Origin of the sequence: Xanthomonas cassavae CFBP 4642 (assembly GCF_000454545.1) — a bacterium.
GTDB classification, from domain to species: Bacteria; Pseudomonadota; Gammaproteobacteria; order Xanthomonadales; family Xanthomonadaceae; genus Xanthomonas; species Xanthomonas cassavae.
Window position 1 is genome coordinate 600,562 of sequence record NZ_CM002139.1, and the last position, 23,161, is coordinate 623,722.

Below are 23,161 nucleotides of genomic sequence, written 5' to 3' on the forward strand. Positions count from 1 at the left end.
GCGCGTTCTTCGGAACCCAGGTGCCTGTACTGTGTGCCCATGCCGCTACCCTACGTCAAGGCGGGGTGTTGCACTTGGAAGTTGAGTCTAAGCAGTGACGAGCGATTCCAGCGACAGCGTTGGTGGCCACTTGCTGCGCTTTGGCATCGCTTCGCTCGTTGGAAAGGGGAGGACAGTGTTGCGACAATGCAGGCGCAGGGCCTGACTACTGCGGAAGGAATGGCGGAGCGACTCGGCTCACCGCCAGCAGAGGTGGTGGATCGTGGAAGCGGCGCAGGCTGCATCGAGCTGCCGCTTGCAATGGGAAGCTCCTTCGACGCACTGACGGCACGTCGGGTGACATGCCGCAACTTCGACACGCAACGCACGCTCTCACGAGAGTTGTTGTCCCACATGCTTGAACGCACGGTGATGGCCAGCGGTCGCATTGACGTGGGCCACGACACGGCATTCTTGAAGAAGCCGGTTCCCTCGGGTGGCGGCCTGCATCCGACAGAAACCTATGTGCTGGCACAAAGGGTGGATGGACTTGCGAGTGGGCTCTATCACTATCGACCGCTTGATCACGCACTTCAGCCGATGCGTGATTCACCTGCATCCCTGTCTGCATTTGCGCGTCAAGCTGTATCGGGACAGCACTGGTTTGCCGACGCACCGGTTCTGCTGATTCTTGCGCCCAGGTTCCTGCGCAGCTTCTGGAAGTATCGCAATCATGCCAAGGCCTACCGCGCGATGATCCTGGATGTGGGGCACATCGCGCAGACGGTCTATCTGAGTGCCACCGATCTCGGCCTGGGTGCGTTCGTTACCTCAGCGATCAACGAGGTAGATATCGAACAGGCGCTTGGTCTGGATGGATTGCAGGAAGGGCCATTGGCCATTTGCGGCTTCGGCTGGCGCGCAGAACGCATGGACAATACGGAGCTCGATCCAAACGCCACCATCTGGTCGACCCAGCAGGGAGTCGATTTACCACCGGAAGCGGTGTGAGTCGATTGCAACACCTTCGGCCGGAGACATGACGGAAGCATCCCGAGTAGTGGGAGTGGCTTGGCTTGGGCCGGAGCGCAGAGACAAACGTGGGTCGCAATGGCATGCATGATGGCCATGCTGTAGCGACAGGAATCGGCGGTCCATGCCGCCGATTCCTGTCTGCCCCGTTTGAGGACAGGGCGCGCCGATGTCGTCGTACTCCCTACTGCCGAATCGCCTGCGTATGCGTCTTCAATGCATCGCTCAGGCCGGTGACCTTGTCGGCGCCTTCCGGGACGGTGATGCTGGAGCCTTCGAGGTCTGCGCCGATCGGTTGCACGCGACCGTCCAGGCAGTGGCCGAGGAAGGCTTCGGTCACCGCATTGAAGGCCTTGCTGTTTTCCGGGCGGCGGAAGCCGTGGCCTTCGTTGGGGAACAGTACATAGGTCACCGGGATGTTCTTGATCTTCATCGCAGTGACGATCTGGTCGCTCTCGGCCTGCTTGACGCGCGGGTCGTTGGCGCCCTGGCCAATCGACAGTGGCTTGCTGATCTTGTCCACGTGCGAGAGCGGCGAGCGCTCGGTGAGCCACTGCGCCGCCGTAGCTGCCGCCCATGATCGCCACATTGTCGGGGGTGGTCGTCCCTTGCTTGACGGCCCATTGCACCGCGTCGGGCAGGTCGTCGTGCATCTTGCCCGCCCATTCGCCGTTGCCGGCATTGGTGAATGCCTTGCCGAAGCCGGTGGAGACGCGGAAGTTGACCTGCAGCACGGCAGAGCCGCGGTTGGCCAGCCACTGCTGATAAGGGCCGTACCCATAGCTGTCGCGCGGCCACGGGCCGCCATGCACGAACAGCATCAGCGGCACCGGCTTGTCGGCCTTGCCGTCGTGATTGGCATCGGCGTCGGCGGGCAGGGTGAGGTAGCTGACCAGCCTGAGGCCGTTGCGCGCGGACAGTTCCTGCGGCGCTAGAGGCACGCGTCACGTTTGCCTACGTGCCGTTGGTCATCCCGGCTGCCGCGCTACGCAGATGCGGACACAAATTCCACCAGCGCGACACCATCGGCCACCAGTTCGCCCTCGGCCACCAGGTAGCGTTTGACCATGCCGTCGCTGGGGGCGTGCAAGGTGTGCTCCATCTTCATCGCTTCCAGCACCACCAGTGCCTGTCCACGGCTGACCGGCTGGTCGATTGCGGCCGCCAGCGACACGATGCGGCCGGGCATCGGTGCCGTCAGCCCGCCGGTATCGTGCGCGGGCTGATCGGCCTCGATCAGCGCATCGTGGTGATGGAAGACCGCCCGTTGCGTGGTACCGATCAAGCTCAGCGTGGTGCCATCGCGCAGTGCCTGCACATGCCATTGCCGGCCATCCGCTTCCACGCGTATGTATTGGTCCTGCGCGTGGTAGCGCAGCGTGTGGGTATGGCCTGCCTGCGTCACCTGCCAGGCGTCGCCTTGCCGGCGGACGCCAAGGTCGCGGCGCTCGCCGGCGGCTTCCAGCTGCACGCGATGCGCCGCATGCGCACCGATCCGCCAGCCATCGCCGGCCTGCCAGGACGAAAACGGATCGACTGGATCGGCCGCGGGCTTGGGTAGCGCAGCGGCGATCAGGACGGCGGCGAGACACCACCAGGCCTGATCCGGTGCCACCATAGCCGGGAACAGCGCCGCCTGCTCGCGTTCGATCAAGCCGGTATCCAGATCGGCGGATGCGAACGATGCGGTGTCGATCAGCCGCGCAAGAAAGGCGCTGTTGGTGGTGACACCGACGGCGTGTACCTGCGCCAGCGCAGTGCGCATGCGGGCCAGCGCGGCGGGGCGATCGACATCCCAGACGATCAGCTTGGCAATCATCGGATCGTAGTACGGGCTGATGGTGTCGCCCTGCTCGACGCCGGCATCCAGCCGTACATGCGCATCGGGGGCCGGCAGCTGCAGCTGGCGCAAGGTGCCGGTGGAGGGCAGGAAACCGCGGTCGGCATCTTCGGCATACAGCCGCGCTTCCAGTGCATGCCCGGTGATCTCAAGCTCGTGCTGGCGGCGCGGCACCGGCTCGCCGGCGGCCACGCGCAGCTGCCACTCCACCAGATCGGTGCCGGTGATCAACTCGGTCACCGGGTGCTCCACCTGCAGGCGGGTGTTCATTTCCATGAAATAGAAATCGCCATCCGGGCCGGCGATGAACTCCACCGTGCCGGCGCCCACATAGCCCACCGCGCGTGCGGCATCCACCGCCGCCTTGCCCATTGCGGCGCGGCGTTCCTGTGTCATGCCGGGTGCGGGCGCTTCTTCCAACACCTTTTGATGACGGCGCTGCACCGAGCAGTCGCGTTCGAACAGAGACACCACCTCGCCCTGCGTATCGCCAAACACCTGGATCTCGATGTGACGTGGACGCTCGACGTATTTCTCCACCAGCACATGCGCATTGCCGAACGCCGATTGCGCTTCGCGCTGGCAGCTGGCCAATGCCTGCGCGAAGTCGGCGCTGGCCTCCACCCGGCGCATGCCCTTGCCACCGCCACCGGCGCTGGCCTTGATCAGCACCGGATAGCCGATGGCATCGGCTTGGGCGCGCAGGAAATCCGGCGCCTGTTCGTCGCCGTGGTAGCCGGGCGTCAACGGCACGCCGGCGCGTTGCATCAGCGCCTTGGCCGCGCTCTTGTCGCCCATCGCGCGGATTGCCGCTGCCGGCGGGCCGATAAACACGATGCCGGCGCGCGCGCAGGCCTCGGCAAATGCTGCGTTCTCCGACAGGAACCCATAACCGGGATGGATCGCCTGTGCACCGGTGGCGCGTGCCGCTTCCAGAAGCGCCTCGCCGCGCAGATAGCTCTGCTGCGCCGGGGAGGCGCCGATGTGGACGGCCTCGTCCGCCAGGCGTACATGCCGAGCGTCGCGGTCTGCATCGGAGTACACGGCCACGGTGGCAATGCCCAGCCGGCAGCAGGTGGCGATGACACGGCAGGCGATCTCGCCGCGATTGGCGATGAGGATCTTGTCGAACGGCCGCTGGCGCGGGGTGGCGATGGAAGGCTGCTGGGTCATCGGTTCGGTCTCTACACAGCGCCGGCGTGGCGGATGGTCGTGCAATCAGGTGATGCGATTGAAAGCGGGTGGTTGTGCGTGAGGGGCCAGATGTTGCTGCGGGATGCCTCCAGCTCGATCGAATCTGATGGCAGTGGCTCGGAGCAGTTGCGCACCTGCGGCAGCGGCCAGGAAACGATGCGGATCGGCTCACGCGCCTGCGTGCGCCGTGCCCGGCTGCGCAGCGTCCTGCTCACATCCGGAACACGCCAAACCGCGTGGGTTCGATCGGCGCATTCAATGCAGCCGACAGGCCCAGCCCCAGCACGCGGCGGGTATCGGCCGGGTCGATGACGCCGTCGTCCCATAGCCGAGCGCTGGCGTAGTACGGATGTCCCTGCTGCTCGAACTGCGCGCGGATCGGCGCCTTGAAGGCGTTTTCTTCCTGCCCCGACCAGGCACCGCCCTTGGCTTCGATGCCGTCGCGGCGCACCGTGGCCAACACGCTGGCGGCCTGTTCGCCGCCCATCACGCCGATGCGTGCGTTCGGCCACATCCACAAAAAGTTCGGCGAATACGCGCGGCCGCACATGCCGTAGTTGCCCGCGCCGAACGAGCCGCCGATCACCACGGTGAACTTGGGCACCTTGGCACAGGCCACTGCCATCACCAGCTTGGCGCCGTCCTTGGCAATGCCGCCGTGTTCGTACTTGCGCCCGACCATGAAGCCGGTGATGTTCTGCAGGAAGACCAGCGGAATGCCGCGCTGCGTGCACAGCTCGATGAAGTGCGCGCCCTTGAGGGCGGACTCCGAGAACAGGATGCCGTTGTTGGCGATGATGCCCACCGGGTGGCCATGCAGGTGCGCAAACCCGGTGACCAGGGTGTTGCCGTAGCGCGGCTTGAATTCGTCCAGGCGCGAATCGTCCACGACGCGTGCGATCACTTCGCGCACATCGAACGGCTTGCGCGTGTCGGCAGGGATCACGCCATAGAGTTCGTCGGCGGCATAGCGCGGCGACACCGGTGGCCGCAGCGCCAGCGACGCGGCAGGTTTACGCCAGTTGAGCTGCGCAATGATGGCGCGCACGCGCGCCAACGCCTGCAGATCGTTGTCGGCGAAGTGATCGGCTACCCCGGAGATGCGTGTGTGCACATCGGCACCGCCCAGCTCCTCGGCGCTGACTTCCTCGCCGGTGGCCGCTTTGACCAGCGGCGGGCCGCCCAGAAAGATGGTGCCCTGTTCGCGCACGATCACCGTTTCATCGCTCATCGCCGGCACATACGCACCGCCAGCGGTGCACGAGCCCATGACGCAGGCGATCTGCGGGATGCCTTGCGCCGACAGGTTGGCCTGGTTGTAGAAGATGCGCCCGAAGTGGTCGCGATCGGGGAAGACCTCATCCTGCAACGGCAGGAACGCGCCGCCGGAATCGACCAGATAGATGCACGGCAACCGGTTCTGTTGCGCGATTTCCTGCGCACGCAGGTGTTTTTTCACCGTCATCGGGTAATAGGTGCCGCCCTTGACGGTGGCATCGTTGGCCACGATCACGCATTCAACGCCGGACACGCGGCCGATGCCGGCCACCACGCCGGCGCAGGGCACCTGGTCGTCGTACATGCCGTGCGCGGCCAGCGGCGCGATTTCCAGCAAGGCGCTGCCGGGGTCGAGCAGCGCATCGATACGCTCGCGCACCAGCAACTTGCCGCGCGCAGTGTGCTTTGCGCGCGCGGCGTCGCTGCCGCCGAGCGCGGCCTGCGTCAGCGTGCGGCGCAGATCCTCCACCACCGCGCGCATGGCCGCGGCATTGGCCTGGAAGCTATCGCTGCTGACCTGCAGCTGGCTGTTGATCACGCTCATGGTGGCTCCGTCAGGCAGTGCGTTCGAACAGCTCGCGGCCGATCAGCATGCGGCGGATCTCCGAGGTGCCCGCGCCGATCTCGTACAACTTGGCATCGCGCCACAAGCGCCCGGTGGGGTAGTCGTTGATATAGCCGTTGCCGCCCAGCACCTGGATCGCCTGGCCGGTCAGCCAAGTGGCCTTTTCGGCGGCATACAGGATCGCGCCGGCCGCGTCCTGGCGTGTGGTGCGCCCGGCATCGCAGGCGCGCGCCACCGCATAGACGTAGGCGCGGCAGGCATTGAGCCCCACGTACATGTCGGCCAGCTTGGCCTGCATCAACTGGAAGGTGCCGATCGCCTCGCCAAACTGCTTGCGCTCGTGCACGTAGGGCAGCACCACGTCCATCGCCGCAGCCATCAGCCCCAGCGGGCCACCGGCCAGCACCGCGCGTTCGAAATCCAGCCCCGACATCAGCACGCGCACGCCGCCGTTGAGCGTGCCCAGCACGTTCTCGGCCGGCACTTCGCAATCGGTGAACACCAGCTCGCAGGTGTTGGAGCCGCGCATGCCCAGCTTGTCGAGCTTCTGCGCGGTGGAGAAGCCCGGCATGCCCTTTTCGACGATGAAGGCGGTGATGCCGCGTGCACCGGCGTCCGGGTCGGTCTTGGCGTACACCACCAGCACGTCGGCGTCGGGGCCGTTGGTGATCCACATCTTGCTGCCGTTGAGCACGAAGCGGTCGCCACGCGCATCGGCGCGCAGCTTCATCGACACCACGTCCGAGCCAGAGCCGGCTTCGCTCATCGCCAGCGCGCCCACGTGTTCGCCGGTGCATAGCCTGGGCAGGTAGCGCTGCTTCTGGTCGTGGCTGGCATTCTTGCGCAGCTGGTTGAGGCACAGGTTGGAATGCGCGCCATACGACAGCCCGATCGCGCCACCGGCGCGCGAGATCTCTTCCATCGCTACCACATGCGCCAGGTAGCCCATGCCGCTGCCGCCGTAGGCTTCTTCCACGGTCAGCCCCAGCAGGCCTTGCTCGCCGAACAGACGCCACAATTGCGCGGGAAAGACGTTGTCGTGATCGGCCGCGGCGGCGAGCGGGGCAATATGGTGGCTGGCGAAGGCGGCGACGCTTTCGCGCAGCAGATCGATTTCTTCGCCAAGCTCGAAGTTCAGGGACGGCACATGCATGCAGCGACTCCACAAGGATCGGGACGTGCCGGTGGGAGCGGGCGGGCCGCGCGGCGGATGTCAGGCAGCCTAGCGGTCCTTGGTAAAAAAGTGAACTAAAATTCAACTATTGAACCCAAAATCACACCATGGCTTACCGACGCTCCGCCCTGATGGAAGAACGCCTGGCCGGCAATCGCGAACGCATCCTGCAGGCGGCGCGTTCGCTGATTGCCGGGGGCGGCTACCGCAATGCCCCGATCACGGCAGTGGCTGCCGCCGCCGGCGTCTCAACCGGGCAGATTTATCGGCATTTCCCGTCCAAAGCCGAGTTGTTCGTGGAAGTTTTGAGTGCCGCCGTGCAGCGTGAGATGACCATCCTGCGCGCCATTGCCAGCACCCAGGCCCCGGCGAGCGAGCGCCTGCGCGGTGCCATCGCTACCTTCGTACGGCGCGCGCTGGCCGGGCCGGCGCTGGCCTATGCCTTCATTGCCGAGCCGGTGGAAAGCGAGGTGGACGCCGAGCGTATCCGGGGCCGCCGCCTGTTCGGCGAGGTGTTTCGGCAATTGCTGGCCGAAGGCGTGGCGGCCGGAGAATTTCCCGAACAGTCCCTGGATGCGGCGGCGGCCTGCATCGTCGGTGCCTTTACCGAGGCCCTGGTCGGGCCGATCGCGCCCAGTCGCGGCGACCCCCAGCAGGGAGAACAGCTGGTGGAAGCGATCTGCCGCTTCTGCTTGCGTGCGGTGGGGGTCAACTAGGCGGATCTGACACTGCACTGACCGGGCGCCGCACCGTGCTGGATGGATGCACAAGACTGTGCATATAATGTGCCTATTCCCTGTCCGAGCATCTCCATGGTCGCCGTCCTCAATCCCCTGTCCCTGACCGAGCGGTTGCGCGCGCCCGACCGCACGATCCTGTCGCCTTCGGCCATGGCCGGCCTGCTGGAGCTGTCGCAGCAGGAGCTGGCCGAGCTGGCCGGTGTGCACCGCAACAGCCTGCGCGTGCATCCGGAAAGCCCGCGCGTGCAGGACCTGCTGCGCAACCTGTCGCGCCTGCTGGTGGCGATGACGCAGCTCCAGCCGGACGAACGCCAGGTGGTGTTCCACCTCAAGAACACCCCGATCCCCGCGTTCGAATTCGCCACCTTGCTGGAAGTGGTCAAACAGGGCCGTACCGACGACGCGTTGACCTATCTGCGCACCGTCGCCTCGGGCGCCGCCGGTTGAAGCTGAGCGCCCCGGCGCACTGCACGCTGTATCGCGCCTTCACTCCGCGCTGGGCCGCAGAACCGCTGAGCGGCGCCGGTGCGGCACGCTCGGGCGGGCGCTTCAATCGCTTTGGCCAGCCGGCGCTGTACCTGTCGCTGCAGCTGGACACCGCAGCGGCCGAATACGCGCAGGCCGCGCTGTTCCTGCCGCCATTGACCCTGGTCAGTTACGCCGCCGAGCTGCCGGCGTTGGCCGATCTGCGCCTGCTCGATGCAAGCTGGGATCCGCTCTGGGCCGATTGGACCGAAGACTGGCGCAAGGCCTTGGTCAACAAGATCGAACCGGTGAGCTGGGTGCTCGGCGACATGCTGCGCGAGGCGCAGATTCCCGGGGCGATCTTCCCCAGCATGGCATTGCCGGACGGCGTCAATGTGGCGCTGTTTCTGGACATGTTGCAGCCCGAACAGGTGCTGCGCGTGCTCGATGACGGCCGCCTGCCGCGCGACTGGGGTAGCTGGGGCGATCCGCCGATCGAGGCGTAGCGAGGCCCTTCAACTCAGCAACAGCTGCAGCGCACCCGCCAGCACCGGCGCGGCCACGGCCGTGGGCAGAATCAACCCACGCCGATACGGCAGCAGCCACAGCGACAGCAGCGCGGCAGCGCCGGTCAATGTACCCAGCCACAACACTGGGCCGATGCCCCAGCCTTGCGCGTGTATCGCCAGGCCAAAGGTGAGCAGCAACAGCAGCCAACCCAGCACGCGCAGTTGCCGCGAACGTGCGGCGCCCAGCGTGCGGCCACGCACTTCCTGCTGATGCTTGTCCATCGCCAGGCACAGTGCGGCGAATCCGGAAAAATTCAGCGCCAGCAACAGCCACACGCTCATGCGCTCTCCTGCATCGGCACGCTGCCTTGCGCAGGCGCGGCCGCAGTGGCGCGCGCGCGTCGTGCCGATGCCGGTTGCGGCGCCTTCCAGTGTTGCAGGCGCCATCCCGCGATCCCGAGGGATACGCCAAGGAACAGGCAGACCAGATCGACCCCGGCCAGCGTCCATTGCCCGGCCGGCAACGTCACGCCCAGATGCACATCGGTGGTGATCGCATTGACCATCGGCACCAACGCGAACAAGCCCGCACCCAGATACAGCTGCCAGCTCCACATCGCACGCCGTGGCCACACGAATGCGGCCAGCAATGCAGTGGCCCCTGCGACGAAGAACAGATTGGCCTCCATCGCCGCGCGCCCCTCCAGGCCAACCGGCAACAAGCGGTTGGCCCAGAAGAAACTGGCAAAGGCGATCGGCAGGCCGGCGACCGTGCCGATGTTGAGCGCATCCACCAACCGCAGCCCGAAGCCGATGCGCCCGGCCTTCAGGTGTTTGGGGCGTTCCTTCACTGCCCACATCACCACGCCGCTGGCCACCATCAGGCAACCGAGCAAGCCGGAGCCGAAGAACAGCGCGCGCATCCACGGCCCGGCGAAGTGGGCGATATGCAGGCCCACCATCACCCCACGCGTCTGGCTGGCACCGCCCGGCGGCCCGCTGCGCTGCAGGCGCTGTCCATTGATTGCATCGAACAGGATGGATGGCGCATCGGTGGAGAGGTTGCCAGCGCGCTGGGTGACGCCGACCGCCGCATGCGCGTCGTTGGGAAGCGACACCGCCACGTTGCCAACCTCACCGCCGCGCCAGTCGCTGCGCGCACGCGCCACGAATTGTTCCAGCGGCAGCATGCGCGCCGGCATGCCGGAGGCGCTTCGCGTATCGGCCACCCGGTTGGCGGACTCTTCGTAGAAACGCATTTCGTTGTCGGGGTACTGCGCCTTGATGCCCCACGGCAGGTACATGAACATCAAGGTCACGATGCCGGTGTAGGTGATCATCGCGTGGTACGGCAACGCGGTCACCGCGCTGACGTTGTGGAAATCCAGCCACGAGCGCAGGCCCTTGCCCGGGCGAAAGGTGAAAAAATCCTTGAAGATCTTCTTGTGCGTGATCACGCCGCTGATGATGGCCACCAGCATGAACATCGCGCAGAAACCGACGATATAGCGCGACCACATCACCGGCAGATAATGCAGATCGAAATGCAGCCGGTAGAAGAATTCGCCGCCCAGGGTGTCGCGTGCGGCGATTTCCCTGCCGGTGGCCGGGTCGATGATGGCGGTGCCGTACATCTGCCGGCGGCTGGCCGGTTTGCCATCGGCTGGCGCAGGGTTTTGCCAGTACATGCTGACTACCGGATTGCGCGTGTCCGGCAAGGTGATGTTCCAGCTCTGCGCATCGGCTGCATGCGTCTGCAGATACTGCTCGGCACTGCGCAGCGCGGTTGCGTTGCTCACCGTGGTGGTGGGCAATTCCGGGCGCATCCAGCGGCTGATTTCGTCGCGGTAATAACTCGCCGTGCCGCCCATGAAGATCAACAGCAGCACCCAGCCGACCAGCAGACCGGTCCAGGTATGCAGCCACGCCATCGACTGGCGGAACCCCTGTTTCATGCCGCGCCCCGTTGCAGCCAGGCGGCCAGTGCGAACATCAGCGCCGCCGGCACCGCGATGCCGGCCCAGGCGCGCCACACGCTGGCGGTGGCGAAGGCCCATAGCGGCGCGCAGGCGCACACCACGATGCCGAGCAGCATGCTGGTCAACACCGCCTCGCTGCGCGGCATCGGCAGCACCAGCGCCAGCGCCAGCGCCAGGTTGGTGGCGCTGGCCAGCGCATACCCGCCGAAGATGGCGGCCAGGGTGCGCGACAGCACGCCCAGCCATGGGCGTTTGAACCAGGCCAGCGGTTGGGCAGCGGTCGACATGCGGGGGACTGCGTGGCAGCCGTTATTCGGCCTGGAAGGTCAAGGTGCTGATGTGGTGCACCAACGTGACCTGCTTGCCGGCAATCTCGCGCTTCACCGGTTCCTTGGTGTTGACCACCAGGATGTGGCGGCCGGCGCGCAGCGTGGGCAGCGTGACCTGGCCCTTGGCGTCGGAGGTCAGCGTCTTCTGCCACTTCTGCGGGTCGATCACGGTGACTTCGGCCTTGGGCAACGGCTTGTTGCGATAGAGCACGGCGAGCGTGTTGCCATTGGCCGTGGTGGGAACCAGTTCCAGATCCAGCTTGGCCGAGGTGGTGGCGCGCCCGGCGCGTGCGTAGTAGCTCACGGTCTCGAAGCCGCCGGCTTCGCCCTTCCACGGTTCGAACACGCTGTCGTCGCTGAGCCAGGCATCGCCGCTGCCGGACAGCGGCGCGGTCAAGAACTCGCTGCCGCGCTGCAGGGCGCCGGCCTTGCCGGCAGTGCCGAACACGCTCGGCTTGACCACGCGCTTGATCTCGTCCTGCCCATGGTCGAGGGTTTCCTGCGCCGGCTCACCGAAGTAGATGCGTACCGGGCCGCTGCCATCGCGCTCGATCCAGATTTCGTGGGCCTGGGCGGACAGACTGATGCTGGCCAAGGCCAGGCAGGACAGCAGCAAGGATTTCATCGCGGCGACTCCTCAAGGGGCGGGACCGGCGAGGCGAGAACCGCGTCACCGTGTGTTGTTGGGAATGATACGCAATTCCCACAGTGGAGACCATGCGCGTATGCGGCGTTGCGGCAATTCTCCGGCGGGCGCAAGCGTGGCTGCCGACAGGAGCGCCGGCCTACCGGGGGTGCAACGTACATCGGAGGCGAAACTGTCATGCACGCTGGTCAGACTGGCCTGAACTGTGCTCTATACTCCGGCGCTAGCAGAGGTCTTCGACCAACAGCCAGGGGTGAGCGCGTGCGGAATTACGACCTCGAGTTCCTGAAAAAATTCTCGATGGTGATTGGTTTACTGGTAGTGATCACCCTGGGGCTGATCGCCCTGGCAGCTTATTTGCAACGTGCCATTCCCGACGAAGTCTCGCCCACTGCCGCCAAACGCGTGCAGCAACGCATCGCGCCGGCCGGCGCCGTCTACGCGGGCACCACCGGTGCGGCCGCCCAGGCCGCGGCCCAGGCTGCAGCGCTGGCCAAGGCAGCGTCGCAGTCCGCCTACGGCGGCACCACCGATGGCAAGACCATCTTCAACAACCTCTGCACCGCGTGTCACACCACCGGGGTCGGCAAGGCGCCGACGCTGGATCATTCGCACTGGGATGCGCGCATTGCCCAGGGCAAGGACACCTTGTACAAGCACGCGATCGAGGGCTATACCGGCCCGGATGGCGGCATCATGCCGCCCAAGGGCGGCAACCCGGCGCTGACCGAAGAGCAGGTGCGTGCCACCGTCGACTGGATGCTGGGCAATCTGAAATAAGACCTCGGCGGGCGCGGCGTTCGGGGAGCAGGGGCCGCGGTTGTGCCGTGTTCCTGGCTGGCTGAGCGTCGTCGTCCGTCGCTGCCCTGGACGCGGTGCCCGCAGCCAGCGGAGCAGCATCAACAGCCAAGCGCGAGGCCGTGCAGGGGGTGCACCGTGCTCGCGTAGAAGCCCCGCCTGGCGTCACTTCATCGCGGTTTGTTAGCCTGTTTCCGCGCTTTCGTTGTCACGCGCCGCCTTCCGGGCGGCGTTTGCATTTGGTCCACCCTTGATGGAGTCGTTCGATGTCGCATCGCCCGCTGGTTGTGCTCGGTCTGGTCGGTCTGCTGGCTCCGCTGCTGTGCAGCGCCGCCGATGGCGCTGCGCAGCGGCTCTCGATTGCCGACGTGCAGGGCGAGGACAGCCGCAGCCCGTACGACGGCCGCGTGGTGGAAGTGGAGGGCATCGTCACCGCCGATACGCGCGTCGGGCTGGCCGGGCTGTTCGTGCAGCAGCCCGGGTTCGAGCCGCGGCGCTCGCATGGGCTGTTCGTCACCGGCGCCGGCGATGCCCAGGTGGCGGTGGGCGATCGCGTGCGCATCGTCGGTACGGTGCGCGAAGTGTCGGCCGGTGGCCAGGCCAGCCTGACCAGCGTGGACGCCAGCAGCATCGAGCGGCTCGCCAGCGGCCAGCCGGTGCCGGTGCGCATGCTCAGCGGGCCGCCCGCCAACTGGGAGGCGCTGGAAGGCGAGCGTGTCCGCATCGCGGCACTGACACTCAACGGCAGCGACCGGCTGGACACCTACGGTGAGCTGATTGCCGGCTTCGGCGGGCGGTTGTGGCAGCCGGCCGAGGTGGCTGCAGCCGGCACGCCGGCGTTCGCGCAGGTGGAGGCGGACAACGCGCGTCGCCGGGCGTTGCTGGACGACGCACGCAACGGACGCAACCCCAGGACGGTGTCCTACCTGCCCGCCGATGCGGTGCTGCGTAGCGGCAGCCTACTCAAATCGGTCGATGGCATCGTCGACCAGCGCTACGACGGGCAGTACCGCATCCAGGTGCTGGCGCCGCTGAACCTGCCGGCCATGCCGACCGCTGTGGCGCCGCAGGTGGGCGGGGATCTGCGCATCGCCTCGTTCAACCTGGAGAACTTCTTCAACGGCAATGGCCGCGGCGGCGGTTTTCCGACCAAGCGCGGCGCCCGCACGGCTGAGCAGTTCCAGGCGCAGCTGACCAAGCTGGTCGCCACCATCGTGCCGTTGCGCGCCGATGTGGCCGCGTTGATGGAGCTGGAAAACGATGGCAACGACGGCGACACCGCGGTGGCGCAACTGGTGGCCGCGCTCAACGCCGCCGGCACCGACAAGGAGTGGCGGTTCGTCGATACCGGCAGTGGCCCCGGCGACGATGCGATCCGGGTCGGCATCATCTACCGCAGCAGCCAGGTCACCCCGGTCGGCAAGCCGGCCACGCTGACCGGCGGGCCGTTCGACGGCCATAGCCGGGTGCCGCTGGCGCAAGCGTTTCGCAGCACCCGTGGGGCGACCTTCGTGGTGGTCGCCAATCACTTCAAATCCAAGGGCTGCGGCAATGCCAGCGGCGCCGATGCCGACCAGCACGACGGCCAGGCCTGCTGGAACGCGACCCGCACCGAATCGGCCAAGCGCCTGCACCAATGGCTGCAGACCGACCCCACCGGCGCGCAGACCCGGCTGGCGGTGCTGTTGGGCGACTTCAATGCGTATGCGATGGAAACGCCGATGCGCAGCCTGCGCGCCAGCGGCTGGCAGGACGCGTTTGCGGTGGCCGGGGTGAAGCAGCCCTACAGCTACGTCTTTGATGGCATGAGCGGGCGGCTGGACCATGCCTTGCTCAGCCCGGCAATGGCCAAGCAGCTGCGTGGCGCGGTCGAATGGCATATCAACGCCGACGCGATGGACGGCGCCGGTTATGCCAAACGCAATCTGCCTGGTCCGTGGCGAAGCTCCGATCACGATCCGGTGCTGCTGGGGTTTTCGCTGTAGCGCTGCCGATCATGCTATGCACGCTGTGCGCGTGCCTGGGCGGATTCGGTACGAGCGTGCTGCTGCAAATCGGGCGGTCATCGATGATTGCATAGGCCGTCGTCAAGCCAAGCGGGCGCGGCGGATGATGACGCAAGGGTGATGACGGCCGCAGCATGTTGCACGCCGACGCCGACGCCGACGCCGACGCCGACGCCGACGCCGACGCGGTGTGCGGCGTGCGTTGAGGAGTTCGAGCGTCAGCGGGGCGCACGTTGACCGGCGTATGCGTGTCCAACCTCACTTCCCGCCCAGTGCCGCTCCGGCAATGGCGCTGTACGCCGACCGGTCGCTAGTTCGCGCACGCCTCATGTCGGCGACGCAGCCGCAGATTGAGCAGATGCGTGCTGGCCAGCAGCAGGCTGCCGGTGACCGTGACCGGCGTCGCCAGCGCATCGCCGTCCAGACCGCTCGCTCCGACGACCAGCCCGGCCAGCCCGCAGAGCGCCAGCACCCACACTGGCGCCGGCAGCGCGTGCCGGCGGTGCGTGCTCCACAGCGCGTAGCCGCTCAGCGGCGCCGCCGCCGTGGCGAACACCACATGTACCCACTCGGCCTGGCTCCAGACGCCCAGCAGCGGCAGCGTGGCCGCCAGCAGCGGCAGAGCGAGGCAATGCAACAGGCACAACCCGGACAAGGCGATGGCCGAGCTGTCCAGTAGGGAGGCGGTGGCGCGCATCAGAGGCATCCGGTCGAGTAATGTTATATAGTAACACTTCTCTTCTGCCAGGTTCTCAGGATGTCTCTGTCCCCCAAGCGCGATGCGCGCCTTCCCGTCACCGTGTTGTCCGGCTTTCGGGGTGCGGGCAAGACCACCCTGCTCAATCGCATCCTGCACAACCGCGACGGCTTGCGGGTGGCGGTCATCGTCAACGACATGAGCGAGGTCAACATCGACGCGCAGCTGGTACGCGAGGGCGGCGCGGCATTGCGGCGTACCGAAGAGACGCTGGTGGAATTCAGTAACGGCTGCATCTGCTGCACGCTGCGCGACGATTTGCTGCAGGAAGTGCGGCGGCTGGCCGAGCAGGTCCGCTACGACTATCTGCTGATCGAATCGACCGGTATTGCCGAGCCGATGCCGGTGGCAGCCACCTTCGCAGTGCGCGATGCCGATGGCTTCAGCCTGTCGGACATCGCCCGGCTCGACACCATGGTGACGGTGGTGGACGGTAGCCGTTTCCTGGAGGACTTCGGCTCGGCTGCCACGCTGGCCGAACACTGGGCCAGCACGCCGGCCCGGACGACACGCGCGGGCTGGTGCAGTTGCTGGGCGAACAGGTGGAGTTCGCCGATGTGCTGGTGATCAGCAAGTGCGACCGCATCGACGCGCAGCAGCTGCAACGCCTTCGCGCCGTGCTGCGTGCGCTCAACCGCGATGCGGCAATTGTGGATGCCGCGCACGGGGAAGTGCCGCTGCAGCAGCTGCTGGACACCGGGCGTTTCGATTTCACCCGTGCGCAGCTGGCGCCGGGCTGGATGCAGGAACTGCGCGGCCAGCACACGCCTGAGACCGAGGAATACGGCATCAGCAGCTTCGTGTACCGCGCGCGTCGGCCATTCCATCCACAGCGCTTCGCGCGCATGGTGCACAGCGGCTTGCCGCAGGTGATCCGCAGCAAGGGCTTCTTCTGGCTGGCCAGTCGCATGGATTGGGTGGGCGAACTGTCCAGCGTGGGCGGCGCCACCCAGACCAGCGCGGCCGGGTTCTGGTTCGCTGCGCGCCACCGTGTCGATGCGCAGGCAGTCGGCCAGCCGCTGCAGACCAGCATCACGCCGCTGCCCTACACCGATATCGGCTGGCAACGGCAACAGACGCAGTGCTGGACCGCGCCACTGCCGCAACTCCATGAGGTGGGCGATGTCAGCGAATACGCCGCGATGCAGCGGCTGTGGCATCCGCTCTGGGGCGATCGGCGCCAGGAGCTGGCGGTGATCGGCGTGGACATGGATGCACCGCGCACACGCGCCGCGCTGGACGCGTGCCTGCTCAGCGACCAGGAACTACGGCAAGGGCCGGCGCAATGGCAACTGCTGGACGACCCGTTCCCGCACTGGGCGCGATGAAGGCAGCACTGCCGCCGCCTGACAGGCCAATCGCTGCCATCGCCAGCCTCATCGCGCTGGCGGTCCGCGTACGCCTTGCGCGCAATGACGATGTGCTCAATCCTCAGTAATAGCCGTTGTCGATGGCCTCCTGATGGGCGTCGCGTTCGTTCTGCTCGGACAGCGCACGCTCTTGCGCCGTCGTGGGGATGCTGTCCATCAAGCGTGGCGCACCCATCCGATGCAACTGGTCGTCGGTGCGCTTGACCATGTCTTCCAGTGCCAGCACGTTGGTATAGCCCCGCATCATGCGTTCCAGGCGTCGGATCTTGTCGGGCGGAGCATCGCTCTCCTTCAAGGATTCCAGACGCCGCTGCGCGCGCGTGTAATGCCGTGCCATCTTGGTCATGTCGATATTTTCGCGACGGACCGCAAGCAACGCATGGCGATTGGACTGCATCACATCCTGTTGGACCATGGTCAGCCGACTGCTGGTGGTCTTCGGCGCAGCGATCTTCTCCAAGGGCGCCAGCGCTGCCAACATTCCATCGAGCTGCCGATCGCGTACGGCGTCGCGCTCGGCGATCAGGGCCGCACGCATCTCGAACACCGACCTTTCCTCAGGGTTAGGCGCGCGCCGCTCTTCGTGGAGACTCCGCTTGATATGGCGACACTGCTGGTTCAGCGTGGCCAATTCCAGAGTCATGTTGCGTACCGGGCGTAGCCGCCTGGACGGCGAGGGCGGAGCCGGTGTCGCCGCTTTCGGGGACGCAGCCGGTGCCGGCCGCGAGGGGAGCGTTGGTTGTTGCGGCGGCCATACCTGATCGCGCCTGGTTGAGCTTGGAACGCGCTGTTGCCGTGGTTCCTCGGGGCCGCCCTGACGTTGCTGCAAGCGTTCTGCCGCGCGTGCCGCCGACAGCGGTTGCTGCGGTTGCGCTGCCGTGTGCATCGGCCCACGACTGCGCGGCCGAGGCATCGCATCGGGCGCCTGCCATCGCGTATCGACGCCAGCCTGCGGTGTGGGTGGGCGCTGGTTCGCGCCTTGCCTGGCAGCGTTCGGTGCGGGTGTGACCAGCGCAGGCTGGCTCTGCGCTGTTTTCGTAGCTGGCGCTCCCACGCACATCGACGGCAACTGTTTGCGTAGCGTGGCCAGCGACTTGCGTGCCGATGCCAGCATGCCTTGCCGCGATTTGGCCGCGCCCTGCGCCGTGCCGGCCTTGGGCGCGTGGGACAATGGGTGCGGCGACGGTGTCGCCGCAGCGGTCGTTGTCGTATTGGCGGCTGCCGGATTGAGCGGCTCCGGGGCAACAGGATGAGTGCTGCGAAAGAACGACGTCAGGCGCATCACAAACTCCCGCGGAAATGCACGCTCATGCTAGCGACCGCCAACCGGCGCGGAAGGCCGGTGGCGAACCGACGTCGCGCAGGCCGAAAGCGAGCGTCAACCCAGACGTATTCCCCAGGCGATCACCGCGATGGCCGGTGCGGCCAGTGCCAGCCCCAACCAGCCGCGCAGGCCCAGGCGTTCGGCAAATCCCAATTTGCCGACCAGTACCCCCAACACGACAACGCCCAGATTCATGCTGGCAAAGACGGTCGCCGGGCTGTGCGGCAGCAGCTGGTGGGCACGCACGTAACACAGGATGTTGCCGAAATTGAGCGCACCCAACAGCATGCCGGCAAGCATGCTGCGGGTGCTCAGGCGTGCGCCACGTGCCCAACGCACGCTCTGCACGCCAAGCATCAGCAAGAAGGCCAGCGCAAAACACAAGGTCAACGAGGTCAGCGATGGTGTCCCGGCCTGCGCGATGTGCTTGAGCAGCAGGTCGATGAGCGCAAAGCCCATCCAGACGCCAATCAGCCAGGGCAGGCCGGTTGTGCCCGGCAGCGGATCGGTCGCGACGTGGTGACGGGGGCGTCGCACGATGCACATGATGGCCACCATGCCCAGCGCAAGCCCTGCCAGTTTCCAGCCATTGACCGGTTCGCCGAAAACGGTGAAGGCGGCGGCCAACGAAAGCACCAACGACAAGCGTTGCGCAACATCGGTACGTACGATGCCGGCCACCGCGACCGACCGCGCCAGCACCAGGAAGATGGAGGGCAGCGCCACGGCCAACAGCAGCAACGCCAACCAGGGAGCGGCCGTGGAGCGCAGCGTGTCCAGCGCAGGATGCAGGATCAGCCAGGCCAGGAGCGCAGCGGTGGCGTAGTTCCAGGTGATGGCCTGAAACACGTCGATCCGGTGGCGCGGAGCCAACTTCAACGCTACCGACACCAGGACGCTGCAGAGAACGGCAAACAACAGAAAATGCATGGGCAACGCAACGAAGTGTGCAGGCAGGGCGATGAACGCGGCCGGCGGGGCGGCTATTATGACGGCATGTCCAATCCCCCATTCCCCACCGAATCGGCTGCGTTGACGCTGGACGGGCCTGTCGGCCCGCTCGATGTCGCCGTCGATCTGCCCGAGCGCGATGTCATCGCGCAACCGGTCACTGCCATCGTCTGCCATCCGCTCTCCACCGAGGGCGGCAGCATGCACAACAAGGTCGTCACCATGGCCGCGCGCGCGCTGCGCGAACTCGGCATCACCGTGGTGCGCTTCAATTTCCGCAGCGTCGGCAATTCGGCCGGCGCGTTCGACCATGGCGACGGCGAGCAGGACGATCTGCGCGCGGTCGCCGAGTGGGTGCGTGCGCAGCGGCCCGGCGACACACTGTGGCTTGCGGGTTTCAGCTTCGGTGCGTATGTGTCGCTGCGCGCGGCCGGTGCGCTGGTGCCGCAGGCGCTGATTTCGATCGCACCGCCGGCCGGGCGTTGGGACTTCAGCGCCATGCAACCGCCGGCGCAGTGGCTGGTGATTCAGGGCGATGCCGACGAGATCGTCGATCCGCAGGCGGTGTACGACTGGCTGGAGACGCTGGAACAGCAACCCGAGCTGGTGCGCATGCCCGACACCAGCCACTTCTTCCACCGTAAATTGATCGACCTGCGCGGTGCGATCCAGCATGGTGTCCGGCGCTGGTTGCCGGCCGCTGTCTGACCGCGGCACGTCCCATGCGCATCGCTTGCCGATGCGCCGTTGAGCGGGCATGGCAGCTGCCTTCCGCGGAGAACCGTAATGAGTGAGATGACCCCGTCGCAGCGTTACGCCGCCGGCGTACAACGTGGCGACTGGCGCGCTGACCCCGCCCAGCAGGCCGCCCTGGCGGAACTGGACCGTATCCAGGGGGCGCTGCTGGAGAGCGCGCAGGACGGCTGGCTGGACCGGCTGTCGGCCTTCTGGAAAAAGCCCGAGCCGGTGCGTGGTCTGTATTTCTGGGGTGGGGTGGGGCGCGGCAAGACCTTCCTGGTGGATCTGTTCTACGACGGCCTGCCGATCAAGCAGAAGTACCGCACGCATTTCCATCGCTTCATGCGCGGCGTGCACGAGCAGTTACGCGAGCACGCCGGGCAGAGCGATCCGCTAGCCCGGATTGCCCAGCAATGGCGCGAGAACCTGCGCGTGCTGGTGCTGGACGAATTTTTCGTTACCGATATCGGCGATGCGATGTTGCTTGCACGGTTGCTGGAGCGGCTGTTCGCCGAAGGCGTGACGCTGGTGACCACGTCCAACACAGCGCCGGAAAATCTCTACGCAAACGGCCTGCAGCGCGACAGCTTCCTGCCGGCGATCGGCTTGTTGCGGAAATTCTGCGTGGAGCTCTACGCCGAGGGCACCGAGGATTACCGCATGCGCGCGCTGACGCGCTCGCCGGTGTACCGCGCGCCGCTGGATGCGCAGGCCGATGACTGGCTGCTGCAACGCTGGAGCGAGCTGAGTGGCAATGCCGAGCCACGCGCGGGCAATATCGAGATCGAGGCGCGCAAGATTCCGGTGCGCGCGCGCGGCAAGAGCATTGCGTGGTTCGATTTCGCTGCGCTGTGCGAAGGCCCGCGCGGACCCAGCGACTACATCGAGATTGCGCGTGAGTTCACCACCGTGTTGCTGGGCGGCATTCCGCACTTCGACCGCATGAACGAAGACGCCGCGCGCCGCTTCGTCAACCTGATCGACGAGCTGTACGACCGCCACGTCAACCTGGTCTGCACCGCGCAGGAGGCGCCGCCGGGGCTGTACAGCGGCCAGCGCCTGGCCGGTGCCTTCGAGCGCACCGCATCGCGCCTGATCGAGATGCAGAGCGCGGAATATCTGGCCACCGCACACCGGGCGTAAGCGGCGTTCGACCTGGCAGCTGCGGTCCAGTGGCGGCATTGCCTGGTTTGCGGCGTTCGGTGCATTGGTCGAGGCCGGGCGCTGTCCGGCCGGCCGGGACATGGGGCAGGCGTGGCCGGCTTCGGGTGCGACGACACATCTGCGTGCTGGCATTGCCCCCGCAGCGAGCGGGCCGCTGCGACATGCGGCCGCAACCTGGGCATTGCACCATCGGTGACTGCATCGCCCGATGCGGCCCACGGCGATCGATGTGACTGTGCAGGAACCGCGCGTAACAACGCGCTGTGGGCACGGGATGGCGCCTGCCGCTCAGGTCCCAGTAAAAGTCGTTTGCAATTAAATTGCGCACTATGTATAGTGTGGCGATGGACGCCGTCCCTACCGCCATCGCCCGCACCGACGCACTCCAGCTCGATAGCCAGCTGTGCTTTGCGCTGTATTCGGCCAACCTGGCGATGCACAAGCTCTACCGCGGGCTACTCAAGGCACTGGATCTGACCTATCCGCAATACCTGGTGATGCTGGTGCTGTGGGAAACCGACGGCCGCAGCGTGTCGGAGATCGGCGAGCGGCTGTATCTGGATTCGGCCACGCTGACGCCCTTGCTCAAGCGGTTGCAGGCCGCCGGCCTGGTGACGCGTACCCGCGCGGCCAGTGACGAACGCCAGGTCATCATTGCGCTGACCGACGCCGGCCGTGCGCTGCGCAGCAAGGCCGGTGGCGTGCCCGAGCAGGTGTTCTGCGCCTCGGCCTGTTCGCTGGACGAACTGCGTCAACTCAAGCACGACCTGGAAAAGCTCCGCACCGGCCTGGGCACGGCCTAGCCGGTCATCGGCAGCATCGGACAGTCACCCTGGATCGCAGACGCTGACGCACCTGCAGCCATCCCCCTTTCCCTGTCTTCAACGCGCACTGCGCTCAACCCTGGAGAACCACCATGGCCTCACCCGAAAAGATCCTCTACACCGCCCACGCCACTGCCACCGGCGGCCGCGAAGGCCGTGCCGTGTCCTCGGACAAGGCGCTGGATGCCAAGCTGTCCACCCCGCGCGAACTCGGCGGCGCCGGCGGCGATGGCACCAACCCCGAGCAGCTGTTCGCGGCCGGCTACGCGGCCTGCTTCATCGGTGCGATGAAGGCCGTGGCGGCGCAGGACAAGCTCAAGCTGCCGGGCGAAGTCAGCATCGACAGCAGCGTCGGCATCGGCCAGATTCCGGGCGGCTTCGGTATTGCGGTCGAACTGCGTATCGCCGTGCCGGGCATGGACAAGGCCGAACTGCAGACGCTGGTCGACAAGGCCCATCAGGTCTGCCCGTACTCCAATGCGACCCGCGGCAATATCGACGTCACCCTGACCCTGGCGTAATGCAGGCCAGGCCGTGATGCGCAGTGCGTGTCACGGGTTCAACAACGGCCCGGCGCATGCGTCGGGCCGTTGTGCGTTGTGGCTTGAGAAGAGTGCGGGTTTGCGCACGCGTCGCCCGAGCGGGCACTTCGGCGTCGCCTGTCATGGCAGGCGACGCCCGCAGCGGGCGCTCCGTGACGCACGGCAAGAGCATCGAGCAGACGCGCGCCAGGCAGTACACGCCGCTTGGCGCGTCGCCGTAGCCGTAGCCGCCACGCTATTGGAGGCCGTCACATCCGCCGGCTGCGGGTGCGCATTGAGCTCCAGCATCTGCAGGCGCTGCCCGTTGAAGCGGTACTCCAGCGCCTGCTGCACGGCGTAGAGCGCTTGCGCCTGCACGCACAGGATGCGGGCCTGCGCTTCGAGCGCGTCGCTGCGTCCCTGCATCTGCTGCTGCATCTATGCATCCAATTGCTCACCGCCGCGCTCCATCTGCGCAGCGCGTCCGCTCATCACGGTCCACATCAAGCTCCGAGTGAGGCTACCGGCCAGCGCTTCGGCGGCATGTTCGACCTTGGCCTCGAAGCGCTCGTCGAACACTGCGTGCTCCCATCGCCCGCGTCCGAGGGTGCCCGCCACCTGCGCCCGTGCTGCCGTGCGCAATTGCTCGACCTTGCGCTGCTGGCGCGCACTGCCGGACGGCACGTGCACCACGCCATTGAGCGCATCGAAGGTGATGTCCACCACCGACTGGGCGACCGACGCCACCGCCGGCATCAACGCGCGCGTGCCTTGCTCCAGCTCGCGCAGGCGTTGCGCGCCGGCGGCGCTGACCGGCTGCGGCTTGCGGTCCACGTTGAGCTCGCCACCGTGGAAAAGGATCTCGCGCGGCAGGCCCTGTTCGCGTAAAACACAGCCAAAAGTGGGCTAACTCGCTGTCAGCACAGAAATTTTTCACAACCTTCTGCCGATCCTCCATGCGGGTCCGGGATCGCCTTC

General features: G+C 66.5%; 19 protein-coding genes and 4 pseudogenes. 11 read left to right on the top strand and 12 right to left on the bottom strand.

The annotated features are described in order from the left end of the window. Nucleotides 1–93: 93 nt before the first annotated feature. Nucleotides 94–990 (top strand): annotated as a pseudogene (locus XCSCFBP4642_RS26290) (putative peptide maturation dehydrogenase); the annotation flags it as partial. A 205-nt stretch (nt 991–1,195) separates the two neighbouring features. Here XCSCFBP4642_RS26290 and XCSCFBP4642_RS23880 read toward each other — a convergent pair. The 4 genes and pseudogenes from XCSCFBP4642_RS23880 to XCSCFBP4642_RS0102605 all read right to left on the bottom strand — a co-directional run bounded on the left by XCSCFBP4642_RS23880 (nt 1,196) and on the right by XCSCFBP4642_RS0102605 (nt 7,041). Then, nucleotides 1,196–1,931: pseudogene (locus XCSCFBP4642_RS23880) on the bottom strand (alpha/beta hydrolase family protein). A 65-nt stretch (nt 1,932–1,996) separates the two neighbouring features. Continuing rightward, the gene (locus XCSCFBP4642_RS0102595) at nt 1,997–4,024 is read right to left on the bottom strand and encodes an acetyl/propionyl/methylcrotonyl-CoA carboxylase subunit alpha (RefSeq protein WP_029218411.1); all 2,028 of its coding nucleotides are present in this window, start codon (nt 4,022–4,024) and stop codon (nt 1,997–1,999) included. 232 nt (nt 4,025–4,256) lie between these two features. Next, nucleotides 4,257–5,867 carry a carboxyl transferase domain-containing protein gene (locus tag XCSCFBP4642_RS0102600; protein WP_029218412.1) on the bottom strand — a complete coding sequence of 537 codons (1,611 nt, stop codon included), beginning with the start codon at nt 5,865–5,867 and terminating at the stop codon, nt 4,257–4,259. A 10-nt stretch (nt 5,868–5,877) separates the two neighbouring features. Further along, on the bottom strand, nt 5,878–7,041 hold the full coding sequence (locus XCSCFBP4642_RS0102605; protein ID WP_033897921.1) for an isovaleryl-CoA dehydrogenase: 1,164 nt from the start codon (nt 7,039–7,041) through the stop codon (nt 5,878–5,880). A gap of 128 nt (nt 7,042–7,169) precedes the next feature. Between XCSCFBP4642_RS0102605 and XCSCFBP4642_RS0102610 the strand changes: the two genes are divergently transcribed. From XCSCFBP4642_RS0102610 to XCSCFBP4642_RS0102620, 3 genes are all read left to right on the top strand, one after another. Continuing rightward, nucleotides 7,170–7,778 (top strand): TetR/AcrR family transcriptional regulator, encoded by a 609-nt coding sequence (locus XCSCFBP4642_RS0102610; protein ID WP_029218414.1) that lies wholly within the window; start codon nt 7,170–7,172, stop codon nt 7,776–7,778. A gap of 96 nt (nt 7,779–7,874) precedes the next feature. Further along, the gene (locus XCSCFBP4642_RS0102615) at nt 7,875–8,249 is read left to right on the top strand and encodes a hypothetical protein (RefSeq protein ID WP_029218415.1); all 375 of its coding nucleotides are present in this window, start codon (nt 7,875–7,877) and stop codon (nt 8,247–8,249) included. Next, nucleotides 8,246–8,773 carry an RES family NAD+ phosphorylase gene (locus tag XCSCFBP4642_RS0102620; RefSeq protein WP_029218416.1) on the top strand — a complete coding sequence of 176 codons (528 nt, stop codon included), beginning with the start codon at nt 8,246–8,248 and terminating at the stop codon, nt 8,771–8,773. Before XCSCFBP4642_RS0102615 ends, XCSCFBP4642_RS0102620 begins: the two co-directional genes overlap by 4 nt. A gap of 9 nt (nt 8,774–8,782) precedes the next feature. Here the strand turns inward: XCSCFBP4642_RS0102620 and XCSCFBP4642_RS0102625 are convergent, their stop codons facing one another. Genes XCSCFBP4642_RS0102625 through XCSCFBP4642_RS0102640 form a run of 4 tightly spaced genes read right to left on the bottom strand, consistent with a single transcriptional unit; the run spans nt 8,783 to nt 11,709 of the window. Further along, nucleotides 8,783–9,118: a DUF3325 domain-containing protein gene (locus tag XCSCFBP4642_RS0102625; protein ID WP_029218417.1), complete on the bottom strand. Its 336-nt coding sequence runs from the start codon at nt 9,116–9,118 to the stop codon at nt 8,783–8,785. After that, nucleotides 9,115–10,731 (bottom strand): PepSY-associated TM helix domain-containing protein, encoded by a 1,617-nt coding sequence (locus tag XCSCFBP4642_RS0102630; RefSeq protein WP_029218418.1) that lies wholly within the window; start codon nt 10,729–10,731, stop codon nt 9,115–9,117. Before XCSCFBP4642_RS0102630 ends, XCSCFBP4642_RS0102625 begins: the two co-directional genes overlap by 4 nt. Continuing rightward, a complete protein-coding gene (locus tag XCSCFBP4642_RS0102635) occupies nt 10,728–11,042 on the bottom strand; it encodes a DUF3649 domain-containing protein (protein ID WP_029218419.1) in 315 nt (104 codons plus the stop codon). Before XCSCFBP4642_RS0102635 ends, XCSCFBP4642_RS0102630 begins: the two co-directional genes overlap by 4 nt. 22 nt (nt 11,043–11,064) lie before the next feature. After that, on the bottom strand, nt 11,065–11,709 hold the full coding sequence (locus tag XCSCFBP4642_RS0102640) for a DUF4198 domain-containing protein (RefSeq protein ID WP_029218420.1): 645 nt from the start codon (nt 11,707–11,709) through the stop codon (nt 11,065–11,067). A 282-nt stretch (nt 11,710–11,991) separates the two neighbouring features. On the opposite strand from XCSCFBP4642_RS0102640, the gene XCSCFBP4642_RS0102645 reads away from it, so the two are divergent. Both XCSCFBP4642_RS0102645 and XCSCFBP4642_RS0102650 read left to right on the top strand, forming a co-directional pair. Beyond that, nucleotides 11,992–12,510: a c-type cytochrome gene (locus XCSCFBP4642_RS0102645; protein WP_029218421.1), complete on the top strand. Its 519-nt coding sequence runs from the start codon at nt 11,992–11,994 to the stop codon at nt 12,508–12,510. 284 nt (nt 12,511–12,794) lie between these two features. Further along, nucleotides 12,795–14,513, top strand: a complete 1,719-nt coding sequence (locus XCSCFBP4642_RS0102650; RefSeq protein ID WP_029218422.1) for an ExeM/NucH family extracellular endonuclease — start codon at nt 12,795–12,797, stop codon at nt 14,511–14,513. Between the two features lie 331 nt (nt 14,514–14,844). Here the strand turns inward: XCSCFBP4642_RS0102650 and XCSCFBP4642_RS0102655 are convergent, their stop codons facing one another. Further along, on the bottom strand, nt 14,845–15,240 hold the full coding sequence (locus XCSCFBP4642_RS0102655) for a MerC domain-containing protein (protein WP_029218423.1): 396 nt from the start codon (nt 15,238–15,240) through the stop codon (nt 14,845–14,847). Nucleotides 15,241–15,291: 51 nt separating this feature from the next. On the opposite strand from XCSCFBP4642_RS0102655, the pseudogene XCSCFBP4642_RS23885 reads away from it, so the two are divergent. Next, nucleotides 15,292–16,619: pseudogene (locus XCSCFBP4642_RS23885) on the top strand (GTP-binding protein). Nucleotides 16,620–16,722: 103 nt separating this feature from the next. Here XCSCFBP4642_RS23885 and xopR read toward each other — a convergent pair. Next, a complete protein-coding gene (xopR, locus tag XCSCFBP4642_RS30440) occupies nt 16,723–17,943 on the bottom strand; it encodes a type III secretion system effector protein XopR (protein WP_323134704.1) in 1,221 nt (406 codons plus the stop codon). Between the two features lie 96 nt (nt 17,944–18,039). Beyond that, on the bottom strand, nt 18,040–18,915 hold the full coding sequence (locus tag XCSCFBP4642_RS0102675) for an EamA family transporter (RefSeq protein ID WP_029218425.1): 876 nt from the start codon (nt 18,913–18,915) through the stop codon (nt 18,040–18,042). Between the two features lie 66 nt (nt 18,916–18,981). Here XCSCFBP4642_RS0102675 and XCSCFBP4642_RS0102680 point away from each other — a divergent pair, with 66 nt between their 5' ends. From XCSCFBP4642_RS0102680 to XCSCFBP4642_RS0102695, 4 genes are all read left to right on the top strand, one after another. Further along, entirely contained in the window at nt 18,982–19,644 is a 663-nt protein-coding gene (locus XCSCFBP4642_RS0102680; protein ID WP_033898859.1) for an alpha/beta hydrolase, read from the top strand. A 78-nt stretch (nt 19,645–19,722) separates the two neighbouring features. Beyond that, nucleotides 19,723–20,817, top strand: coding sequence for a cell division protein ZapE (gene zapE, locus XCSCFBP4642_RS0102685; RefSeq protein WP_029218427.1), 1,095 nt, complete (start codon nt 19,723–19,725; stop codon nt 20,815–20,817). A 365-nt stretch (nt 20,818–21,182) separates the two neighbouring features. Continuing rightward, entirely contained in the window at nt 21,183–21,641 is a 459-nt protein-coding gene (locus XCSCFBP4642_RS0102690) for a MarR family winged helix-turn-helix transcriptional regulator (protein WP_029218428.1), read from the top strand. A gap of 113 nt (nt 21,642–21,754) precedes the next feature. Further along, a complete protein-coding gene (locus XCSCFBP4642_RS0102695) occupies nt 21,755–22,183 on the top strand; it encodes an organic hydroperoxide resistance protein (protein ID WP_029218429.1) in 429 nt (142 codons plus the stop codon). Nucleotides 22,184–22,420: 237 nt separating this feature from the next. Here the strand turns inward: XCSCFBP4642_RS0102695 and XCSCFBP4642_RS23890 are convergent. Next, nucleotides 22,421–23,056: pseudogene (locus XCSCFBP4642_RS23890) on the bottom strand (DUF2884 family protein); the annotation flags it as partial. Nucleotides 23,057–23,161: the final 105 nt, after the last annotated feature.

What these genes read in the sequence shown, in the direction of transcription:
- XCSCFBP4642_RS0102625 (WP_029218417.1), bottom strand. Translation starts at nt 9,118, where the DNA reads ATGAGCGTGTGGCTGTTGCTGGCGCTGAATTTTTCCGGATTCGCCGCA.
- XCSCFBP4642_RS0102630 (WP_029218418.1), bottom strand. Translation starts at nt 10,731, where the DNA reads ATGAAACAGGGGTTCCGCCAGTCGATGGCGTGGCTGCATACCTGGACC.
- XCSCFBP4642_RS0102650 (WP_029218422.1), top strand. Translation starts at nt 12,795, where the DNA reads ATGTCGCATCGCCCGCTGGTTGTGCTCGGTCTGGTCGGTCTGCTGGCT.
- XCSCFBP4642_RS0102695 (WP_029218429.1), top strand. Translation starts at nt 21,755, where the DNA reads ATGGCCTCACCCGAAAAGATCCTCTACACCGCCCACGCCACTGCCACC.
- xopR (WP_323134704.1), bottom strand. Translation starts at nt 17,943, where the DNA reads ATGCGCCTGACGTCGTTCTTTCGCAGCACTCATCCTGTTGCCCCGGAG.
- XCSCFBP4642_RS0102595 (WP_029218411.1), bottom strand. Translation starts at nt 4,024, where the DNA reads ATGACCCAGCAGCCTTCCATCGCCACCCCGCGCCAGCGGCCGTTCGAC.
- XCSCFBP4642_RS0102690 (WP_029218428.1), top strand. Translation starts at nt 21,183, where the DNA reads ATGGACGCCGTCCCTACCGCCATCGCCCGCACCGACGCACTCCAGCTC.
- zapE (WP_029218427.1), top strand. Translation starts at nt 19,723, where the DNA reads ATGAGTGAGATGACCCCGTCGCAGCGTTACGCCGCCGGCGTACAACGT.
- XCSCFBP4642_RS0102610 (WP_029218414.1), top strand. Translation starts at nt 7,170, where the DNA reads ATGGCTTACCGACGCTCCGCCCTGATGGAAGAACGCCTGGCCGGCAAT.
- XCSCFBP4642_RS0102640 (WP_029218420.1), bottom strand. Translation starts at nt 11,709, where the DNA reads ATGAAATCCTTGCTGCTGTCCTGCCTGGCCTTGGCCAGCATCAGTCTG.
- XCSCFBP4642_RS0102655 (WP_029218423.1), bottom strand. Translation starts at nt 15,240, where the DNA reads ATGCCTCTGATGCGCGCCACCGCCTCCCTACTGGACAGCTCGGCCATC.
- XCSCFBP4642_RS0102600 (WP_029218412.1), bottom strand. Translation starts at nt 5,867, where the DNA reads ATGAGCGTGATCAACAGCCAGCTGCAGGTCAGCAGCGATAGCTTCCAG.
- XCSCFBP4642_RS0102680 (WP_033898859.1), top strand. Translation starts at nt 18,982, where the DNA reads ATGTCCAATCCCCCATTCCCCACCGAATCGGCTGCGTTGACGCTGGAC.
- XCSCFBP4642_RS0102635 (WP_029218419.1), bottom strand. Translation starts at nt 11,042, where the DNA reads ATGTCGACCGCTGCCCAACCGCTGGCCTGGTTCAAACGCCCATGGCTG.
- XCSCFBP4642_RS0102605 (WP_033897921.1), bottom strand. Translation starts at nt 7,041, where the DNA reads ATGCATGTGCCGTCCCTGAACTTCGAGCTTGGCGAAGAAATCGATCTG.
- XCSCFBP4642_RS0102675 (WP_029218425.1), bottom strand. Translation starts at nt 18,915, where the DNA reads ATGCATTTTCTGTTGTTTGCCGTTCTCTGCAGCGTCCTGGTGTCGGTA.
- XCSCFBP4642_RS0102615 (WP_029218415.1), top strand. Translation starts at nt 7,875, where the DNA reads ATGGTCGCCGTCCTCAATCCCCTGTCCCTGACCGAGCGGTTGCGCGCG.